We start from the raw sequence: 16601 nt of genomic DNA on the forward strand, positions 1-16601 counted from the left end.
TTGTTCCCATCTCCCTAAGCCCGTCATATATTTTTACTGAATAAAATTAAGGCTCCACATATATGACCACGTATATAGCGCTATACAAAAGAAAAAACCGTCTCAATTTATTATTGAGACGGCTTCTCTTTTTTTGAGGGAGATATAGGCACACCGTAGGTCTGCCAGAGATAGAGGAAAAGCGTTTTTTTTTGAGCAGTTAAATATCTTAGAAATTAGTAGCCGGGCACCCCAACCTTGACTTACCAAACCTGATAGGCACTACACGCAAAGCAAGGAACCCATCCATACGCTTCTTATCTTTCTGGAAGAGATTAGATAACAGGGTAGAAGACCCAATTACCAGCGGGCCGGCACGCAAACCTACACCCATATCAAGTTGTCCTTTGGTATTCACACTGATCGGTACATACCCGCCAATATTTCGTGAATCGTAACGGGGAGTAAGCTGAAACTGTGATATCCTGTAAGTTTTGCTCGGGTCATACCTGCCGGCGTTCATAGCAAGATTACCATTGAAGTTCACGAAGAAACGGCCATCAATATTATAATCAGCCATCAGGTTCAGAGAAGCCGGAGTATTCATCCTGAACTTATCGTCAGAAGGGATCTCTGTAAAGTAAGTGCTGATACGACGGTAATATTGCTGCCAGCCTTCTCCTCTGCGATGCTTGATCTCATTCGGATTAATACTCTCTGTTGCCAGGGCAAGATCTTTGTTGGATGGCATTTTCTTGTAGGTTATACCTCCCAGGTCAAGCAAGGATACTCCTAAACGCAGTTTGTAATCATCTGCTTCAGGATTCCACTGGTCATTGTCATAACCTGTAAGACCATCTACTTCCTCCCTCCATTCATAGATCACCCCCAGATCCATACCAAACCCAATATTTTTGAACAGGGAATAATTGCTGAGCGTTGGCTTTTCCCAGTTGTTGATCCCTTCACTATAACCCATTTTCAATGTACCACTGTTGATCTGCGCATCAGTAGCACTCCGCATGATAAAGCTTGCATCTTCTACCTGCGCATAGCCCGCTGCAATACCTGAAAGCAGTTTCAGCGTAACGCCGCCTTTCAGGCGATGAATACCATCATCCCGGATCACTCTTGCATAAGTAGCGCCAAATTCATTCCACCAGTTAAAACCACCCTGCGCATTTTCTATATCGTAACGGCGGTTGGTAAGATTCGGATTAGGAAAACTGTATGCAAAAAAGTTAGTGACATCAGTGGTAAGGCCGCCAGCATTACCATTGGCGCGTATACGCCAGGTAAAAGCAATGGATTGCAATTCATCTATAGAATATAATACAGATGGCATCATCAGATCTACACTACCCCAGCCGTATTGCTTTTTAAGCGGATTGGCTGCACTGTCCAGAAAATAGTCTTTACCACGGTCCAGTTGCTCAAGAGAATCTGGCGGATGGAAAATGGTTTTCCGCGGAAAGCTCACATATGTATTGCCGATAGTTCCCTGTATTCCGCCAATATTGACATCCCATTTATAGTGGGTACCTGCAGCAGAAGCTGGATTCATCGGCACACCGTGAATACCGGCATAGTGGCTGTTTGAATACCCACCAAGATTAAATTGCGCCTGTGCCTTAATTGTACACAAAACAGACGTAACAGTGATAGAAAAAAGGCATAAGCCTCTCGTTAGCATTGCTCTAAATGGCATAACAATAATTAGTTGGCGTTCGGTTTTTCCTCCTTATAACGCAAAATCATGCCGGATATTGGCAGGCGATATAAAAGAAAAAGGGAAAAGATATAATATCTTTTCCCATGCAAATATATCAAAATATGTTATTGTACTTTAAAATAAAATCTTATAAGTGCAAATTGAACTTCAGGAGCATCAGCGCTCACGTTATATTTTAATTCGCGGGCAGCTCTTTTGGCAATTTCAATGAGACGGGAGTTATTCAGCGTAGAGCCTTTCAGTGAATGGCTGGCTTCAATCACATTACCCTGACGGTCTACTTTGATGTTAATAGCAATATAACCTGATTCATCGCCCTCATAGGTCAGTGATGGTTTGCTGATCAGGGAGCGGTTGTTAAGACGGAAATCAGAACGGCCGCCTCCTAAACCACCACCTGTATAACCAGTTGCGTTGGGATTTCCGTTTATCTGGCCTCTGTCACCCGGTTTGCCGGTATTTCCTTCCCCGGTAGAATTGTTGGTACCATTGGCGTTATTGCCGCTGGAACTGTTATTGAACGTTCCGCCGGTCATCACCGCTTTCGGAGATCGGGAAGGTTGAGTATTGGCAGGAGGATTATCTGTAGTTTTCTTTGGTGTTTTGGTAGGTTGCACATCCAGGTTCTTTGGAGGTGTTTCCCTGGGTTTTTCTACCGGTTTGTTCGGTTTGCTGATTTCAGGTGCATCTGGTTCATTATCAGTCGCAATGTCTTCCTGGGTAGCATTATCCTGCGCTGGAACCGCTTCATATTGCGGCGTGCTGGAATTAGCTTCTCCGCTGTTTGGCGGATTAGGATTCAGCGGCTGCTCATCTCCCATACCTTCGTCAGAAGTGCCAAGATTCACTTCCATGCCTAAGTCCTGGTCAGGTAATGGGGGCGGTGCAGAAAAACCGGCCAATAGCAGGACAACTAACACTAATGCGTGTACGGCAATAGTGGCGCCGGCTGCTTTTAGATTTTTATCGGTATTGTTTTCCTTTTTTGGCATAACTCAAAAGTAAGATTATTTTTAATAATATGCAGACAGCGTGCTCCGGTATGGCTAAAGGCGGCTACAGTCAGGTTCCCTTCGCAAAAAAGAAAAAATCTCCTCCACACTGATTACTTTTGTAAGTAATTATGTCTTCCCTTTTCGACCTGTACAGAAAAGCTTATGCCGGCTTATCTACATCAACCTGGTTATTGGCAGTTGTTCTATTGATTAACCGCAGCGGCGCAATGGTAGTTCCATTCCTGACGGTATATCTCACTCAGCAGCTCCGTTTCTCAGTAGAGCAGGCCGGTATTGTAATGGCCTGTTTCGGCGCCGGTGCTATCTTCGGCGCTTTTATGGGCGGAAGATTATCTGACCGGATAGGCTTCTACCAGGTCCAGTTCTGGAGCCTCTTCCTCCAGGGCCTGATCTTCATGGTACTCGGACAAATGCGTACCTTCCCCCAATTCTGCATCTGCATTTTCATCCTGAGCTGCGTAGGCGACGCTTTCAGGCCCGCCAACGCTGCAGCTACAGCCCATTACAGCTCTGTCGCCAACAGAACACGATCATATTCCCTGAACAGGCTGGCTTCCAACCTGGGCTGGTCCATTGGTCCGGCTCTCGGCGGACTATTAGCCGGCTATAGTTATCATGCACTTTTCTGGGTAGATGGATTAACCTGCATCTGCGCCGTCCTGATCATGCGCATTTTCCTGCCCCCCGGTAAAATAAAACCTAAGGAAAAAGCAGCACCCGGATGTGAAACTGAGCCTGGAACAGAAAGCGTTTACCGCGATACCGGTTATCTCATCTTTATATTCCTGGTAACAGTGTTCACTACAGGGTTCCTGCAATTATCTACAATGGTATCTCTTTACCTGAAATCTGTAGTACTGCTGGATGAATCCCATATAGGCATGATACTGGGATTGAACGGTCTGATAGTAGCTTTTGTGGAGATGGTGTTCGTCTATAAACTGGAAGGCCGTATGCATAGCCTGTTATTCATAACCAGGGGAGTGCTGATAAGCGGCCTTGCGTATCTCTGTTTCAACCTGCTGCCGCCAATAGCCGCTACGGGGCTGGTCTTCATCCTGCTCTTTACGTTAGGGGAGATGTTGTGTATACCTTTTATGAACTCTTTCTTTGTACACCGCAGCGGAGAACATAACCGCGGACAATATGCTTCCCTTTACACTATCGCCTTTGCTATTTCCAATGTGCTGGCGCCAACACTGGGAGCATATATGGTAGGACATTACGGGTTTTCAATATGGTGGTACTGCGCGGCAGGCCTGTGCATCAGCACAGGTGCCGGCTTTTATTTCCTGTATAAAAAAGTTGCAGAGCTACCGTTTAATAGTGTGCAAAGTCATTCTCATAATCACCCCTGATCCTTTCCATCGGAGGGTTGAAATAACCGTATTTCAGATGGGGGAACTCTTCATGGATAAGCTCCTGTAATTGTTTGACACCCAGGCATTCTCCCGGATCGGTGATACCCATACGGCCCAGGTACCAGTCAGGGTCAATGTTGAAGTTACGCCATTGTATCATCTGCAGGTCTGTATCCCGTATCAGTTTGCGCAGCGCTTCATATTCATCGGCGCTGTCTGTCATACCGGGAAATACAAAGTAGTTGATAGACGTCCATCCGCCAAACTCACGCACTACTTTCAGGCTTTCCACTATATCTTCAAAAACGTAGTTATTAGGACGGTAGTAAGGCGTATAATACTTCTCCTGCGCAGAGTTGGTACTTACCCTGATGCTGTTCAGCCCTGCCTTGCAAAGCTCACGCACAGCATCTGGCTTACTGCCATTGGTATTGATATTGATACTGCCTTTAGACGTATGTTTCCTGATCTCGATAATAGAATCGCGGATAGTCTCCCACATCAGTAACGGCTCACCTTCACAACCCTGTCCAAAGCTCACTATAGGGAAAGGCGCTGTTTCCAGGTGAGGCACTGTATATTCCACTATCTCTGCAGCAGTAGGTTTAAAGCGAAGCCTGTCCTGTGTGGATACAATGGTTTCTTCTTCCGGCTGGAAGGAGATACAACCAATACAGTTAGCGTTACAGGCAGGTGAAGAAGGAATGGGGCATTCCCAGCGGCCCATAAAATAGTTCCGGGCGGCAGGGCAGTGGTACGTCAGCGCGCAATTATCTGCCAGGTGTTTTACCAGCCTGTTATGCGGATAAGCTTCCAGTAACTGGTTTACACCCTGTTTCACTTTCTTGTCGTCAAATCCCGCACATTCCTGGCGTATATCCTGTTCAATACGGGTGGCGGGCACATAGAACTTGCCATCCAGCCAACCCACTGCAGTATAGCAGAAAAGAGGCAGGGTGGGAGCGTCCGGCATGGTCTCGTACGCGGCCAGGTAAAACCCGGTATGCGCAGGAGGTATGAAAGCCGCTACGGCCCAGCCTTTATCACACAGTTCCATTTCTCCGGTAACAGCGTTTAAACCTATACCACGACGGCCGGGCAATTCATAAAGGGAACCGCCTTCAGGCAGCTCTATCCATTCATCCGGTTCAATAGGCCAGGCATCCCAGCCGCTGCGGCCGGTAGTGTGCATGGTGGTATCTTCAAAGATGTTGCCTTTACCGTCTGAGTAGAGTATATATGGAGACTGTTTCAAAATATAAAGTACGTTTCTAGTTGAGTTGATGATCAAAGTCTGCTTTTGAAAAAGGCATTCATTTCCTCCGCCGTCGCGGTGCCTGTTTCATCTAATACTTCCAGCTGCAAAACTTTGTTGTTCTTAAAGTCTATTGTCAGCAGGTCATTCCGCAAAATTACGTTATTCAGTTGGTTCCAGCCAATCAGGCGCTCAGAAAAGGTGCCAGGCAGTATCACCCCCATCATGTCTATCTTTACAAAGCAGGGCTGGAATATCTTGTATTCTGCCCAGCCAATGTAGGCAGAAGCTATGCCTGTCAGGAACAGGAGCACACCTATCAGCGGCTGCATGTGGCTCAGGAAATAAAGACATCCCGTAAAGCTCACAAATGCCTGCACAAGACGCGCCAGGCTGTTGGCCGACTGTATATTACTTAAACGGCGCATAAGAAAAGGGAACAACAGGCTGCCAAACCCCAGTATTATAAAGAAGATGGCTATTGTCCAGTTGGGATGCGGACTATTGTAAACACCTATTCCGTTCAGCATAAAAAGTATGCCTGCCAGGCCATGCATGACAGGTTGCAGCTTGAGACGTGTAACCGCATTCGGGTGAAGTATCCGGATCTTGTATTGTTTCATATTATTCATCTGTAAACCATTGGCTTAGCTTATCTGTTGGAATGCACCAGCAGGTTACACAATTTGAAAAGTACGCGGGAACCTACATTGGCGTCCCACTCATCATGAGAAGTACTTACCTCGCAAAGATCAAATCCTATCAGTTTCCTTCCACTCTCCAGTATCTTCCTGAAAAGGAAATAAAGCTGCTCTGTTTCAAAACCTCCCGGTACCGGCGTTCCTGTGCGGGGGCACAGTTTCGGGTCCAGTCCGTCTATATCGAAACTGATATAGACCTGCTGCGGCAGCTGTGCAATAACATCATCACAAACCTGACGCCAGCTGTCGCCTTCGTATAAACGGGTCTTAATATCCCTGTCAAAGAAAGTAACGACCTTACCGTTACTGTTATTAATATAATCCAGTTCCTCTTCGCAATAATCCCTGATACCCAGCTGTACCAGCTTGCTTAGCTGTGGCACCTCGTTAATGGCGTTATACATGATCGAAGCATGGGAGTAAGGAAAACCTTCATAACCATTGCGCAGATCACAATGCGCATCTATCTGCAGAATACCGAATTCACCTTTCTTTTCACCTATCGCCCTGAAATAACCCAGCGGCGTACTATGATCGCCGCCTACCAGCCCAACCAGTTTCCCACTGTTCAGCAGGTCTTTTGTCTGCTTATAAACCCATTCGTTCATAAGCCGGGTACCGGTATTTACATCTACCAGCGTTTTCTTAAGAAATTCATTCTCAGCAATATCTCCCCCTTCGGTCAGGAATTTCAGGTATAATTCCGCCTCTTTCCTCAGGTAGTCACTGCGTAACAGCATATGTTTATCCTGGTCACGCATGTAAAAACCACTTTTCCAGCCGTCTTTTACATCCGGATCGTACAGATCTACCTGTAGTGACGCTTTACAGATCTGTTCCGGCCCCCTTGCTGTACCATGTGAATAGGAAACAGTTACTTCCCAGGGCACAGGCAGCAATACAAGCGCCGCATCAGTTTCAGTTGTAGGTAGCCCAAAGACATTATTGGAAACCAGGCTTACCGAATTGGGATCAAATTGAGATAAATCCGCCATGATATTGATATTTGATAATGCGAGACTTACGGTGGACTGGCGCCTTCCTGTAAGCTCACGGAACCGCTTCCGCCGGAGGCGGATCGTTTTTCCGCCGCAAAGATAGTATTTTATTGCTCCATACAGCAGGAGAAGGAGGCTGTTGAGCCTGATAATGTTCCGGTCCCTGAAACCGTTAAAATCTGGTTAAAAAAGGATGAGCGGTTATAGTTTTCATCTATGGCTGATAGATTGATTTTATGATAAATATCATGTCGAAAAATGATACCAGTAGTTCATTTTGCGTTAATTTTGCGGAATGGGAAGGAGGGGCATTTTCCACTTCTTCAAAAAATAATAAGGAAGCAGAATTATTACAATATGAAGAAATCAAATATTGTTTTGCTGGTGCTGATTGCTGTAGCTATAGGAGTGATCGTAACCGTAGCTGGCGATTTCAGTACGTATGAAACTTTCGCTACAGCAAGACAGAAAGAAGGGAAACAGTTTCAGGTGATCGGAAAACTGGATACAACAAAAGCAATGCATTATGATCCCGTAAAGGATGCTAACCTGTTCCGCTTTTATGTGATCGATAAAACCGGTGAAACAAGACCGGTAGTATTCTATGGCACCAAACCAACAGATTTCGAGAAAGCAGAAAGCGTGGTACTGACCGGTAAAATGGAGAATGGTGAGTTTCAATGCAGTAAAATACTGATGAAGTGCCCGTCCAAATATAAAAACGACCAGGTGGCTATTGGCACAAAAGCATAGCTCCCAACCATCCATTTACCCCTTAACATTAACATCTTAGCTGTTTCGTCTTGAATACAAATTATATAGGGGAACACCTGTTGCCCGGGCAACTGGGTCATTTCTTTGCAGTACTGGCATTCGTCTCGTCCATCGTAGCTACTATCAGCTATTTCATGTCTGTGCAGTCGAAAGACGCAAATCTGCAGCAATCCTGGAAGAACCTGGCCCGCGGCGGCTTCATTATACAGGCTATTTCAGTTTTCGCCGTATTCAGCTGCCTGTACTATGCACTTTACAATCACTTTTTTGAATATAAATACGTGTGGAGGAACTCCTCCCGCGATCTGCCGGTAAGCTACCTGCTTTCCAGCTTCTGGGCCGACCAGGAAGGCAGCTTCCTCCTCTGGTCCATCTGGAACAGTGTATTAGGTTTGGTCCTGCTGCGCACAGGCAAGAAATACGAAGCCCCGGTAATGACTGTCCTCTCACTGGCACAGGTCTGCCTGGCAAGTATGCTCCTGGGTATTTATATCCTGGGCTACCGCGTAGGTAGTAATCCATTCCTTTTATTGCGACTGGCAGAAGAAAACCAGGGCCTGCCCTGGGTATCCCGTGCAGATTACCTCAACTTCATAAAAGATGGTAACGGCCTGAACCTCTCCCTGCAGAATTACTGGATGGTTATCCATCCTCCTGTGGTGTTCCTCAGCTTTGCCTCCACCATCATGCCCTTCGCATACGCCTTTGCCGGTATCTGGACCCGTGATTATAAAGAATGGATCAAACCCGCCTTGCCCTGGTCTCTTTTCTCTGCCATGATGCTGGGAACAGGTATCATGATGGGCGCTGCCTGGGCATATGAATCACTCACCTTTGGCGGTTACTGGTCCTGGGACCCTGTAGAAAACTCCTCCCTGGTGCCCTGGCTTACCCTGGTAGCCGGTATCCACACCCTGCTGGCGTTTAAGTATACAGGACATGCCCTGAAAGCCACCTTCTTCTTCTTCCTGATCACTTTTATACTGATCCTGTATTCCACTTTCCTGACACGTAGCGGCATACTGGGAGACACCTCCGTACACTCTTTCACCGATCTGGGCATGAGCGGACAGCTGCTCATATACATGGCAGTATTTGCCATTCCGGGTTTCTGGCTGCTGATAGCAAGAAGGAAAGAAATACCTTCCATTGTAAAGGAAGAAAGCACCTATTCCCGCGAGTTCTGGCTGTTCATCGGCGCCCTGATCCTGCTGATAGCCGCCATTCAGATCACCTTTACAACCTCCATTCCCGTATGGAATAAGCTGATCAACCTGCTGGGTATCAAGAGCTTATTTAACCTGCAAAGGGATATTGCTCCGCCGTCAGACGGCATGTTCCACTTTAATAAGATCCAGATCTGGATCGCAATTGTATTGGGATTAATGACTGCCGTACTGCAATACATGAAATATAAGGACACGCCCAGAGGCTTCTTCAGCCGCAAAATAGCTGTACCCACCGTACTTAGCCTGGTTATTACCGGTCTGATAGGTATCTTCGGCAATATCAACTATGACACTTACGGCGCAGGGTTCCTCTCCGCTATCTATGTCATGCTGTTTGCCAGCGTATATGCTGTAGTGGCCAACGCCGCCTATATCTTCATCGGTCAGAAAGGTAAGTTAAGAGCTGCCGGCGCCTCTGTGGCGCACGTAGGCTTCGGACTGGTATTGCTGGGTATCCTCATTACATCTGCCAAGAAAGAAGTGATCTCGATAGACAGGATGAGGATGCTGGATAATGGCTTCTTTGGCAAAGACAGCAAGGAGAACCCACGGGAAAACCTCATGTTGCCCAAGAATTTTCCCGTACAGATGGGTGATTATCACGTTACTTATGCCGGAGATTCCCTGGCGCATGGCGATGCAAAGACCTATTACCTGGTACGTTACGAACGCCGTGACCCGAAAACAGGCGATATCGCTGAGAAGTTCACCCTGCACCCGGATGCCTTCCTCAGTAACAGGGGAGAGCAGGGACTGACTCCCAACCCCGATTCCAGACACTATCTCACGAAAGATATTTTTACTTATATTACGGCAGTACCCATTAAAGATGAATCCAGCGATACCGCCCAGTACACCAAACATGAAGTGGCGCCAGGTGATTCTGTCTTTTTTGCCAACGGTTTCATGGTATTGGAATCATTGCTGCCAAAACCTGAAAATCCAAACTATCAGCCTCAGTCAGGAGATCTGGCAGTTGGTGCGCAGCTGAAGGTCTTTACAAAGAATAACGAACAGTATAACCTGTTGCCGGTATACAGCCTGCGCGACAGTTCCTACGAAGTGATAGTACCGGATACGGTAGCGCCTCTGGCACTATTTGTACGTTTCAGCAAGATCCTGCCTAAGGATAAAAAAATAGAATTACAGGTAAAAGAATCCGATACATTCAAGGATTACATTGTGATGAAGGCCCTGGTATTTCCATATATCAATGTGTTATGGGGAGGCGTCCTGGTCATGATCATCGGATTTATAATGAGTATTGTGCAGCGGGTGAAGGCGAACAAAGCGAAAAGCAATTAACCTTAACGCATTTATACCCGGGTCATGCCGGCCCGGGTATAAATCAATACACTACCCATGAAAAGCAGCTGGCTGCGAATTTCCCTTATAGGCATAACTATATTGGTAATAGTATATTACCTCGGTCCCCGGCCTGCCGTTCCCAGATACGATCTCCTCTTACCCAAAGTACCCCCGGAAACAGGCGCATTGGAACATTACATTGCTCAGAAAGAAAGCCGCCACCATCTTAAACCGGATAATGAAGCCCGTATAATCTGGAATGATTCCATACCCCGTAAAACTGCTTACAGCGTAGTCTATCTCCATGGTTTTTCAGCCAGTCAGAAAGAAGGAGATCCCGTACACAGGGATTTTGCCAGGAGATATGGCTGCAACCTCTACCTCTCCCGGCTGGATGGCCATGGTATAGATACTTCCGAACCCTTGCTGAATATGACAGCTTCAGGCCTCTGGCAGGATGCCAAAGAAGCATTGAGCATCGGTAAGGCGCTGGGCGATAAGGTGATCATCATAGGCACCTCTACCGGCGGTACATTAGCTTTGCAGCTGGCCGCTTCCTATCCTAATGATGTGTATGCAGTCATTAATCTGTCTCCCAATATTGCTATCAACGATGACCTGGTCTTCCTGGTCAACAATCCCTGGGGGTTACAGATCTCCCGGTTGGTGAAACATGGGAAATATAATGAAAGCCCGCCTGTCAGCCCTGCCAGAAGCCAGTACTGGTATGACCGGTACCGCCTGGAAGCAGTTGTGGAGCTGGAAAATCTCCTGGAAACAACTATGCAGCAGAGTACTTTCAGAAAGATAAAGCAACCGGTGCTGGACCTTTATTATTTTAAGGACCAGGCACATCAGGACCCTACTGTAAAAGTCAGCGCTATACTGGAAATGCATCGCCAGTTAGGCACACCTCCCGGTCTGAAGCAGGCAATAGCTATTCCCAATGCCCAGGCACATGTGATCGGTTCCTCTATCACTTCACATGATATTCCGGCCGTAGAAAGAGCTATTAACGCCTTTGCAGAGCAAAAGCTGGGATTGGTCCCACAGGCCAGATAAATATCGCGGCTGGCCTATAGCCAGCTACCTTCCCGCAAAAAGTGATCTTTTTGCGCAATTCCCCCTTCAACCTACTATCAATTAAATACATTAACTTTAACAGAGATTTAAGGTTCTATGCGCCGTCTTTCTGCACTTATCTTTCTGATCACCATGCTTTTATGCGTCCTATGCCGCAGTGAAGTGAATGCTCAATCCAGACATGGTCTGGACAGTATTCCGGTGAGTGCCGTTGTGATAGGTACAGACACAATCCCTTTCATTACCCTGAGCATAGTAGAAGTGGTAGATAAACTGCCCAAAAAATTCCGTAAACAGCGCGCACAGTGGACCAGGCTCAGAAACGCGGTTTATGTTACTTATCCTTACGCCAAATCTGCCGCCCGGATACTGAAAGATGTAAACAGCAGGCTTGCCACCCTTCATGATAAAAAAGACAGAAAAAAATACCTGGAAGGTATTGAAAAACAGATGAAGGCTCAGTTTGGCGATAAACTGGAGAATCTTTCTGTTTACCAGGGAAAAGTATTGATGAAGCTCATTAACCGGGAAACCGGTGAGAACTGTTACGAGATCATTAAAGAGCTGAAAGGTGGTTTCTCGGCCCGTATGTGGCAGACAGTTGCCTTTTTCTTTGGCGGTAACCTGAAAAGTGAATATGATTATGAGGAAGATAAGGATATTGAAGCCATTGTCCAGGAAATAGAAATGTACCGGGGCTCACGCGCCTATAATTGATATGATAACGTCCGGCCGCAGAGCGGACAACCCTCTTAAAAAACATTAACTCCCAATTAGCACTCTTCTCCTTAATTTCACAAATGCGTTTGAAATTAATTTTCTGCCTCCTTCTCTGGAAGACGGTGGCCATAGCCCAGGAAACTGCCATACCCGGCATGAGTGACAGCTCTCTTTTATTTGTAGACAGTGTGGAAAGCAAACAAGGCCTTGCAGGTCTTGATCCCCGTCAGATTGCCATTATTAATATTGTAAAAGGTGCAAAGCTCCGTGAGAAATTCGGTTCACGGGGAGCTGACGGTGTCATATACGTTGAGACCATTCCATTTGCCCGCCGTCGGTACACGAAAATGTTCAGTGACATTTCGTCATCTTTTGCCAAAGCGTTAAAACAATATGGCACAGACAGCAGTTTCCAGTATATTCTGGATGGTTCTGTGCTGACGCAAAGTGTAGAACAGATGCTGGCAGCACTGGAGAAAGGAACTATCGGTAGCATTGACGTAATACCGCCAAAGATCCTGAAAGAACAATATGAGGTAGATGGTAAGCAGTTGGGTGTTATTATCCGCTCCCGGGTAAAGTAACGGTTTTTGATCCTGTACTGTATCTTTGCACTCCACCAAAGAATGGACTTTAGATGAAATTAGATATACTGGCTATTGCTGCGCATCCTGATGACGTAGAACTGGCCTGTTCCGGCACCCTGATGGTACATGCCGCACAGGGAATGAAAACAGGCGTACTGGACCTTACAAGGGGAGAACTGGGTACCAGAGGTACTCCTGAAACCCGCGAAACAGAAGCCCAGGCTTCTGCCGCTATTATGGGACTGGATGTAAGGGCTAACCTAAGCCTGAAAGACGGCTTTTTCCGTAATGATACTGAAGAACAACTGAAACTGATTGCTGCTATCCGTAAATACAGGCCGGAGATCGTGCTGGCCAATGCTTACGAAGACCGCCACCCGGACCATGGCAGGGGCGCCAGGCTGATAGCTGACAGCTGCTTCCTGGCAGGGCTGCGTAAAATTGAAACAATTGGGGAGGATGGCCTGCCTCAGCAGGCATGGCGTCCAAAGCAGGTTTTCCATTTTCTGCAGGATAAATTCCAGGAACCGGACTTTGTAGTAGATATCTCTCCTGTAATAGAACGCAAAAAAGAAGCGATCCGGGCTTTTAAAACCCAGTTCCTTGCTTCTTCTGATAATGAACCGCAGACTTATATCTCTTCTCCTGCCTTTTTTGAAGGCGTGATCAGCAGGGATGCTACGCTGGGACGAGTTGTAGGAGTGGCTTATGCGGAAGGTTTTACAACGGTTAAGATGTTGGGTATCAGGTCCTTCCGTGATCTTATTAATAATGTTACCTGAGATGATATTTTAATTTAACCGGCCTGCCCCCTTCAAAAAAACTCGGCCGGGCGCAGGCCGTTCTCCCTCAAAAAAACGCTTTTGCCGAAGGCAAAAGCGTTTTTTTGAGCACCCCTTCAGTATAGATATTCCTACTCAAAGCCTACTATAAAGTATGGATAGTGTATGCATTGCGGGTGCACTTTAGCGCCACATAGCCCTTAAAACAACAAAGCCCAACCTCACGGTCAGGCTTTTATATCTTTAGCAAATTGAATCAGAATGGTTTATGCAATAGGTTAACTGCTTCCCGCCTGGGAAGATGATGAAAGTTTAAAATACCGGACAACAACTCTCGTTATCCATTAGATAAACAGGTCTTGTGTTGCATCAAATTCATCATGCTTGTCAAGTCCGTTTTTAATAAATGGGATGAGTGCCAGTCCGATCGTAAAAATTACCAATAGTACGTTTTTGAGTTTCATATCCTGTCGCTTTAGTTTTTTATTGTTTCAACGCCCTATATATAACTAAATAACGTGCCAAATTGTTACGCCTCGCCGAAAAAAACGTTAAGATTGTATTAATAGGCTCTTTTTTCCACAAAATCGATAAAGAAAATGAAAGCATACGCAGGAGGGACGGACTTTTTCAGGGTATATAGAGATTTTCAATGAGGTAACAGCAAAAATCTATTTGATTAATAATGAATAGAGAGGGAAATTTGCACCCGCAATTAACCATTAAGACATATAGAATTCATGAGAATGTGACTTTAAATAGACTCATGTTGAATGTCAATATCGGATCAAGTAAACAATAAATCATATACGCACAATGAAGAATGTAACATTATCCTTAGGTTCACAGTTTCCTGAGTTCAAAAAAACAGCGGTAGTTTCTATCGAGAAAGGTAAAGAGTTTTATGAACTGTCTTCAGAAGAGCTGAAGAATTCCGGTAAATGGATGGTAATGTTCTGGTGGCCAAAGGATTTCACCTTTGTTTGTCCTACTGAGATCGCTGAATTCAACAAGCATTACCAGGACTTCGTTGACCGTGACGCTGTATTGATCGGTGCATCTACAGACAGCGAGTTTGTACATGCTGCATGGAGAAGGGATCACGAAGACCTGCGTGGTTTACAGTTCCCCATGCTGGCAGACACTTCCAAATCTCTGGCGGAAGATCTGGGTATCCTGGAAGCAAACGAGAAAATAGCATACCGTGCTACTTTCATCGTTGATCCTCAGGGTATTGTACGTTGGGTTTCCCTGTACGATCTGAATGTAGGCCGTAGCGTGAAAGAAGTACTGCGTGTTCTGGACGCCCTGCAGACAGACGAACTGTGCCCTTGCAACTGGGAAAAAGGCCAGGCAACCCTGACAGCCTAATCAATTTTAGACATTGGTCCATAGTCAGTGGTCCCACCCGGGCCGTCCGGCTATGGACTTTTTCTTTCCATTAAATATCAAGATCATTATATTATGTTCGCAACAACAAATCAGGATACGGCTGTGCAGCTGTTACAGTCTGTAGGACTGACAGAAGCGCACCTGTCTGCCCGCCTGCATACACTGGCTAATACAGATGCCCGTTACCTGAAAGATCTGAAGATAAATGTAAGCAATGCAATAGGCGCTGCTTCCCTCACTAAAAAAGAAGCATACCTGCTGGCACTGGCAGTAGCTGTAAATGAAAAACATGCGGAACTGCAGGCTGCGCTGGAAAAACTGGCAGTACAGGAAGGCGCAAATGAGAAAGAAGTAGCAGAAATAATAAGCTGCACCTCTCTGATGAATGCCAATAACGTTTATTACCGTTTCCGTCACTTCCTGGATAAGGAATTCTATACAGCTACCCCCGCAGGTATCCGTATGAGCATCATGGCTAACCCGGTATTGGGCAAAGAGTTCTTTGAACTGGTAAGCCTGATGGTATCTGCACTGAACGGTTGTGAAATGTGCGTAACTTCACATGAAGAAGCTTTACTGAAACATGGAACTTCCCAGCAGCGTGTTCTGGATGCCGTTCGCCTCGGCGCCGTACTGAAAAGCCTGGTTGTAGTGCTGTAATTAACGGATCATCATAGGTGGTCAAAACATCTTCCGCAAAAATCACTTTTGCCGAAAATGAATGATTTTGGTGGATAGTTGATCTGAAAATGGAATGTGGATATCTTTATATCAAATCAATAAATCCAAGCATAATTGACTGATATACAGAAAAATAGAAGGTGTAATTTAAAGTTTACATTTACACATTTCTCTATTGTTAATAAAATAGGATTGCAATAATTTGTAAAATCAATAAAAAAGAGCGACTTTTGCAATCCAAAATTTTTCTATCATGGCAAGAGTATGTCAGGTGACAGGAAAGAAGCCGATTACGGGTCACCATGTTTCCTTCTCTAATATTAAGACAAAGAGAAGATTTCTGCCCAACCTGCAGAAAAAGCGTTTCTTCCTGGCGGAAGAAGACCGCTGGATTTCTTTGAAAGTTTCTGCTGATGGTTTAAGAACTATCAACAAGAATGGTTTGTATGCAGTAGTAAAGGACTTGCGTGCAGCTGGACAGAACATCTAATTGTAAGCATTCACTTAATTTGTATACAAAATGGCAAAAAAAGGTAACAGGGTGCAAGTGATCCTGGAATGTACAGAGCATAAGACCTCCGGTCAGCCTGGTACTTCCCGTTATATCAGCACCAAGAACAAAAAGAACACTCCGGAACGTCTGGAGCTGAAGAAGTACAATCCTATCCTGAGGAAGGTTACTGTACACAAAGAAATTAAGTAATTGATTGTTAATGTTGATCGTTAATCGTTAGCATGTTGATGCACTCCGTCGCGATTAGCAATTAACAGGTAACTTTGACGATTCACTTTAACTATTAATCTGAAAATATTATGGCAAAAGGAACTTCCAAGAACGCGAAGGTAAAAGATGCTAAAGCAGCCGCTGAGTCTAAAGTTTGGACTAAAGTGATCAAAGCGGTACGTTCTCCTAAAAGCGGTGCTTACACTTTCAAAGAAGCTATCGTGCACAAAGACAAAGTGCAGGAGTACATGAACCAGAAGTAATTCGGCTTTACTAATC

The 16601-nt window shown here is 45.6% G+C and carries 17 protein-coding genes; 12 read left to right on the forward strand and 5 right to left on the reverse strand.

Going from position 1 to position 16601, the window contains the following annotated elements; genetic code table 11:
• Window positions 1-208: 208 nt before the first annotated feature.
• Both GO493_RS29580 and GO493_RS29585 read right to left on the reverse strand, forming a co-directional pair.
• Window positions 209-1624 carry a DUF5723 family protein gene (locus GO493_RS29580; protein ID WP_157309855.1) on the reverse strand — a complete coding sequence of 472 codons (1416 nt, stop codon included), beginning with the start codon at window positions 1622-1624 and terminating at the stop codon, window positions 209-211.
• Between the two features lie 191 nt (window positions 1625-1815).
• Window positions 1816-2703 carry a hypothetical protein gene (locus GO493_RS29585; protein WP_157309856.1) on the reverse strand — a complete coding sequence of 296 codons (888 nt, stop codon included), beginning with the start codon at window positions 2701-2703 and terminating at the stop codon, window positions 1816-1818.
• Between the two features lie 230 nt (window positions 2704-2933).
• Between GO493_RS29585 and GO493_RS29590 the strand changes: the two genes are divergently transcribed.
• Window positions 2934-4085: an MFS transporter gene (locus GO493_RS29590; RefSeq protein ID WP_232539159.1), complete on the forward strand. Its 1152-nt coding sequence runs from the start codon at window positions 2934-2936 to the stop codon at window positions 4083-4085.
• On the opposite strand, the gene GO493_RS29595 is transcribed toward GO493_RS29590, so the two are convergent.
• The 3 genes from GO493_RS29595 to GO493_RS29605 are packed head-to-tail and all read right to left on the reverse strand — an operon-like array spanning window position 4048 to window position 7039.
• Window positions 4048-5343, reverse strand: a complete 1296-nt coding sequence (locus GO493_RS29595; protein ID WP_157309858.1) for a radical SAM protein — start codon at window positions 5341-5343, stop codon at window positions 4048-4050. The genes GO493_RS29590 and GO493_RS29595 overlap by 38 nt on opposite strands.
• A gap of 32 nt (window positions 5344-5375) precedes the next feature.
• A complete protein-coding gene (locus GO493_RS29600) occupies window positions 5376-5966 on the reverse strand; it encodes a hypothetical protein (protein ID WP_157309859.1) in 591 nt (196 codons plus the stop codon).
• 29 nt (window positions 5967-5995) lie between these two features.
• On the reverse strand, window positions 5996-7039 hold the full coding sequence (locus tag GO493_RS29605) for an agmatinase family protein (protein WP_157309860.1): 1044 nt from the start codon (window positions 7037-7039) through the stop codon (window positions 5996-5998).
• Window positions 7040-7399: 360 nt separating this feature from the next.
• On the opposite strand from GO493_RS29605, the gene GO493_RS29610 reads away from it, so the two are divergent.
• The 11 genes from GO493_RS29610 (at window position 7400) to GO493_RS29660 (ending at window position 16585) form a co-directional block, all read left to right on the forward strand.
• Window positions 7400-7795 (forward strand): cytochrome c maturation protein CcmE domain-containing protein, encoded by a 396-nt coding sequence (locus GO493_RS29610; protein ID WP_157309861.1) that lies wholly within the window; start codon window positions 7400-7402, stop codon window positions 7793-7795.
• Window positions 7796-7845: 50 nt separating this feature from the next.
• Window positions 7846-10350: a cytochrome c biogenesis protein CcsA gene (gene ccsA, locus GO493_RS29615; protein ID WP_157309862.1), complete on the forward strand. Its 2505-nt coding sequence runs from the start codon at window positions 7846-7848 to the stop codon at window positions 10348-10350.
• A 57-nt stretch (window positions 10351-10407) separates the two neighbouring features.
• A complete protein-coding gene (locus GO493_RS29620; RefSeq protein WP_157309863.1) occupies window positions 10408-11415 on the forward strand; it encodes an alpha/beta hydrolase in 1008 nt (335 codons plus the stop codon).
• 117 nt (window positions 11416-11532) lie between these two features.
• A complete protein-coding gene (locus tag GO493_RS29625) occupies window positions 11533-12153 on the forward strand; it encodes a DUF4294 domain-containing protein (RefSeq protein WP_157309864.1) in 621 nt (206 codons plus the stop codon).
• Window positions 12154-12236: 83 nt separating this feature from the next.
• The gene (locus GO493_RS29630; protein ID WP_157309865.1) at window positions 12237-12740 is read left to right on the forward strand and encodes a hypothetical protein; all 504 of its coding nucleotides are present in this window, start codon (window positions 12237-12239) and stop codon (window positions 12738-12740) included.
• Between the two features lie 53 nt (window positions 12741-12793).
• Complete coding sequence (bshB1, locus tag GO493_RS29635) at window positions 12794-13525, forward strand: bacillithiol biosynthesis deacetylase BshB1 (protein WP_157309866.1); 732 nt, start codon at window positions 12794-12796, stop codon at window positions 13523-13525.
• A gap of 816 nt (window positions 13526-14341) precedes the next feature.
• Entirely contained in the window at window positions 14342-14896 is a 555-nt protein-coding gene (locus GO493_RS29640) for a peroxiredoxin (protein WP_157309867.1), read from the forward strand.
• 93 nt (window positions 14897-14989) lie between these two features.
• On the forward strand, window positions 14990-15577 hold the full coding sequence (locus GO493_RS29645; RefSeq protein WP_157309868.1) for a carboxymuconolactone decarboxylase family protein: 588 nt from the start codon (window positions 14990-14992) through the stop codon (window positions 15575-15577).
• 274 nt (window positions 15578-15851) lie between these two features.
• On the forward strand, window positions 15852-16088 hold the full coding sequence (gene rpmB, locus GO493_RS29650; protein WP_089836001.1) for a 50S ribosomal protein L28: 237 nt from the start codon (window positions 15852-15854) through the stop codon (window positions 16086-16088).
• A gap of 30 nt (window positions 16089-16118) precedes the next feature.
• On the forward strand, window positions 16119-16301 hold the full coding sequence (gene rpmG / locus GO493_RS29655) for a 50S ribosomal protein L33 (protein WP_012790733.1): 183 nt from the start codon (window positions 16119-16121) through the stop codon (window positions 16299-16301).
• Window positions 16302-16411: 110 nt separating this feature from the next.
• A complete protein-coding gene (locus GO493_RS29660) occupies window positions 16412-16585 on the forward strand; it encodes a DUF4295 domain-containing protein (protein ID WP_157309869.1) in 174 nt (57 codons plus the stop codon).
• The last annotated feature ends 16 nt before the right edge of the window (window positions 16586-16601 follow it).

The organism is Chitinophaga tropicalis (assembly GCF_009758205.1).
GTDB lineage: Bacteria > Bacteroidota > Bacteroidia > Chitinophagales > Chitinophagaceae > Chitinophaga > Chitinophaga tropicalis.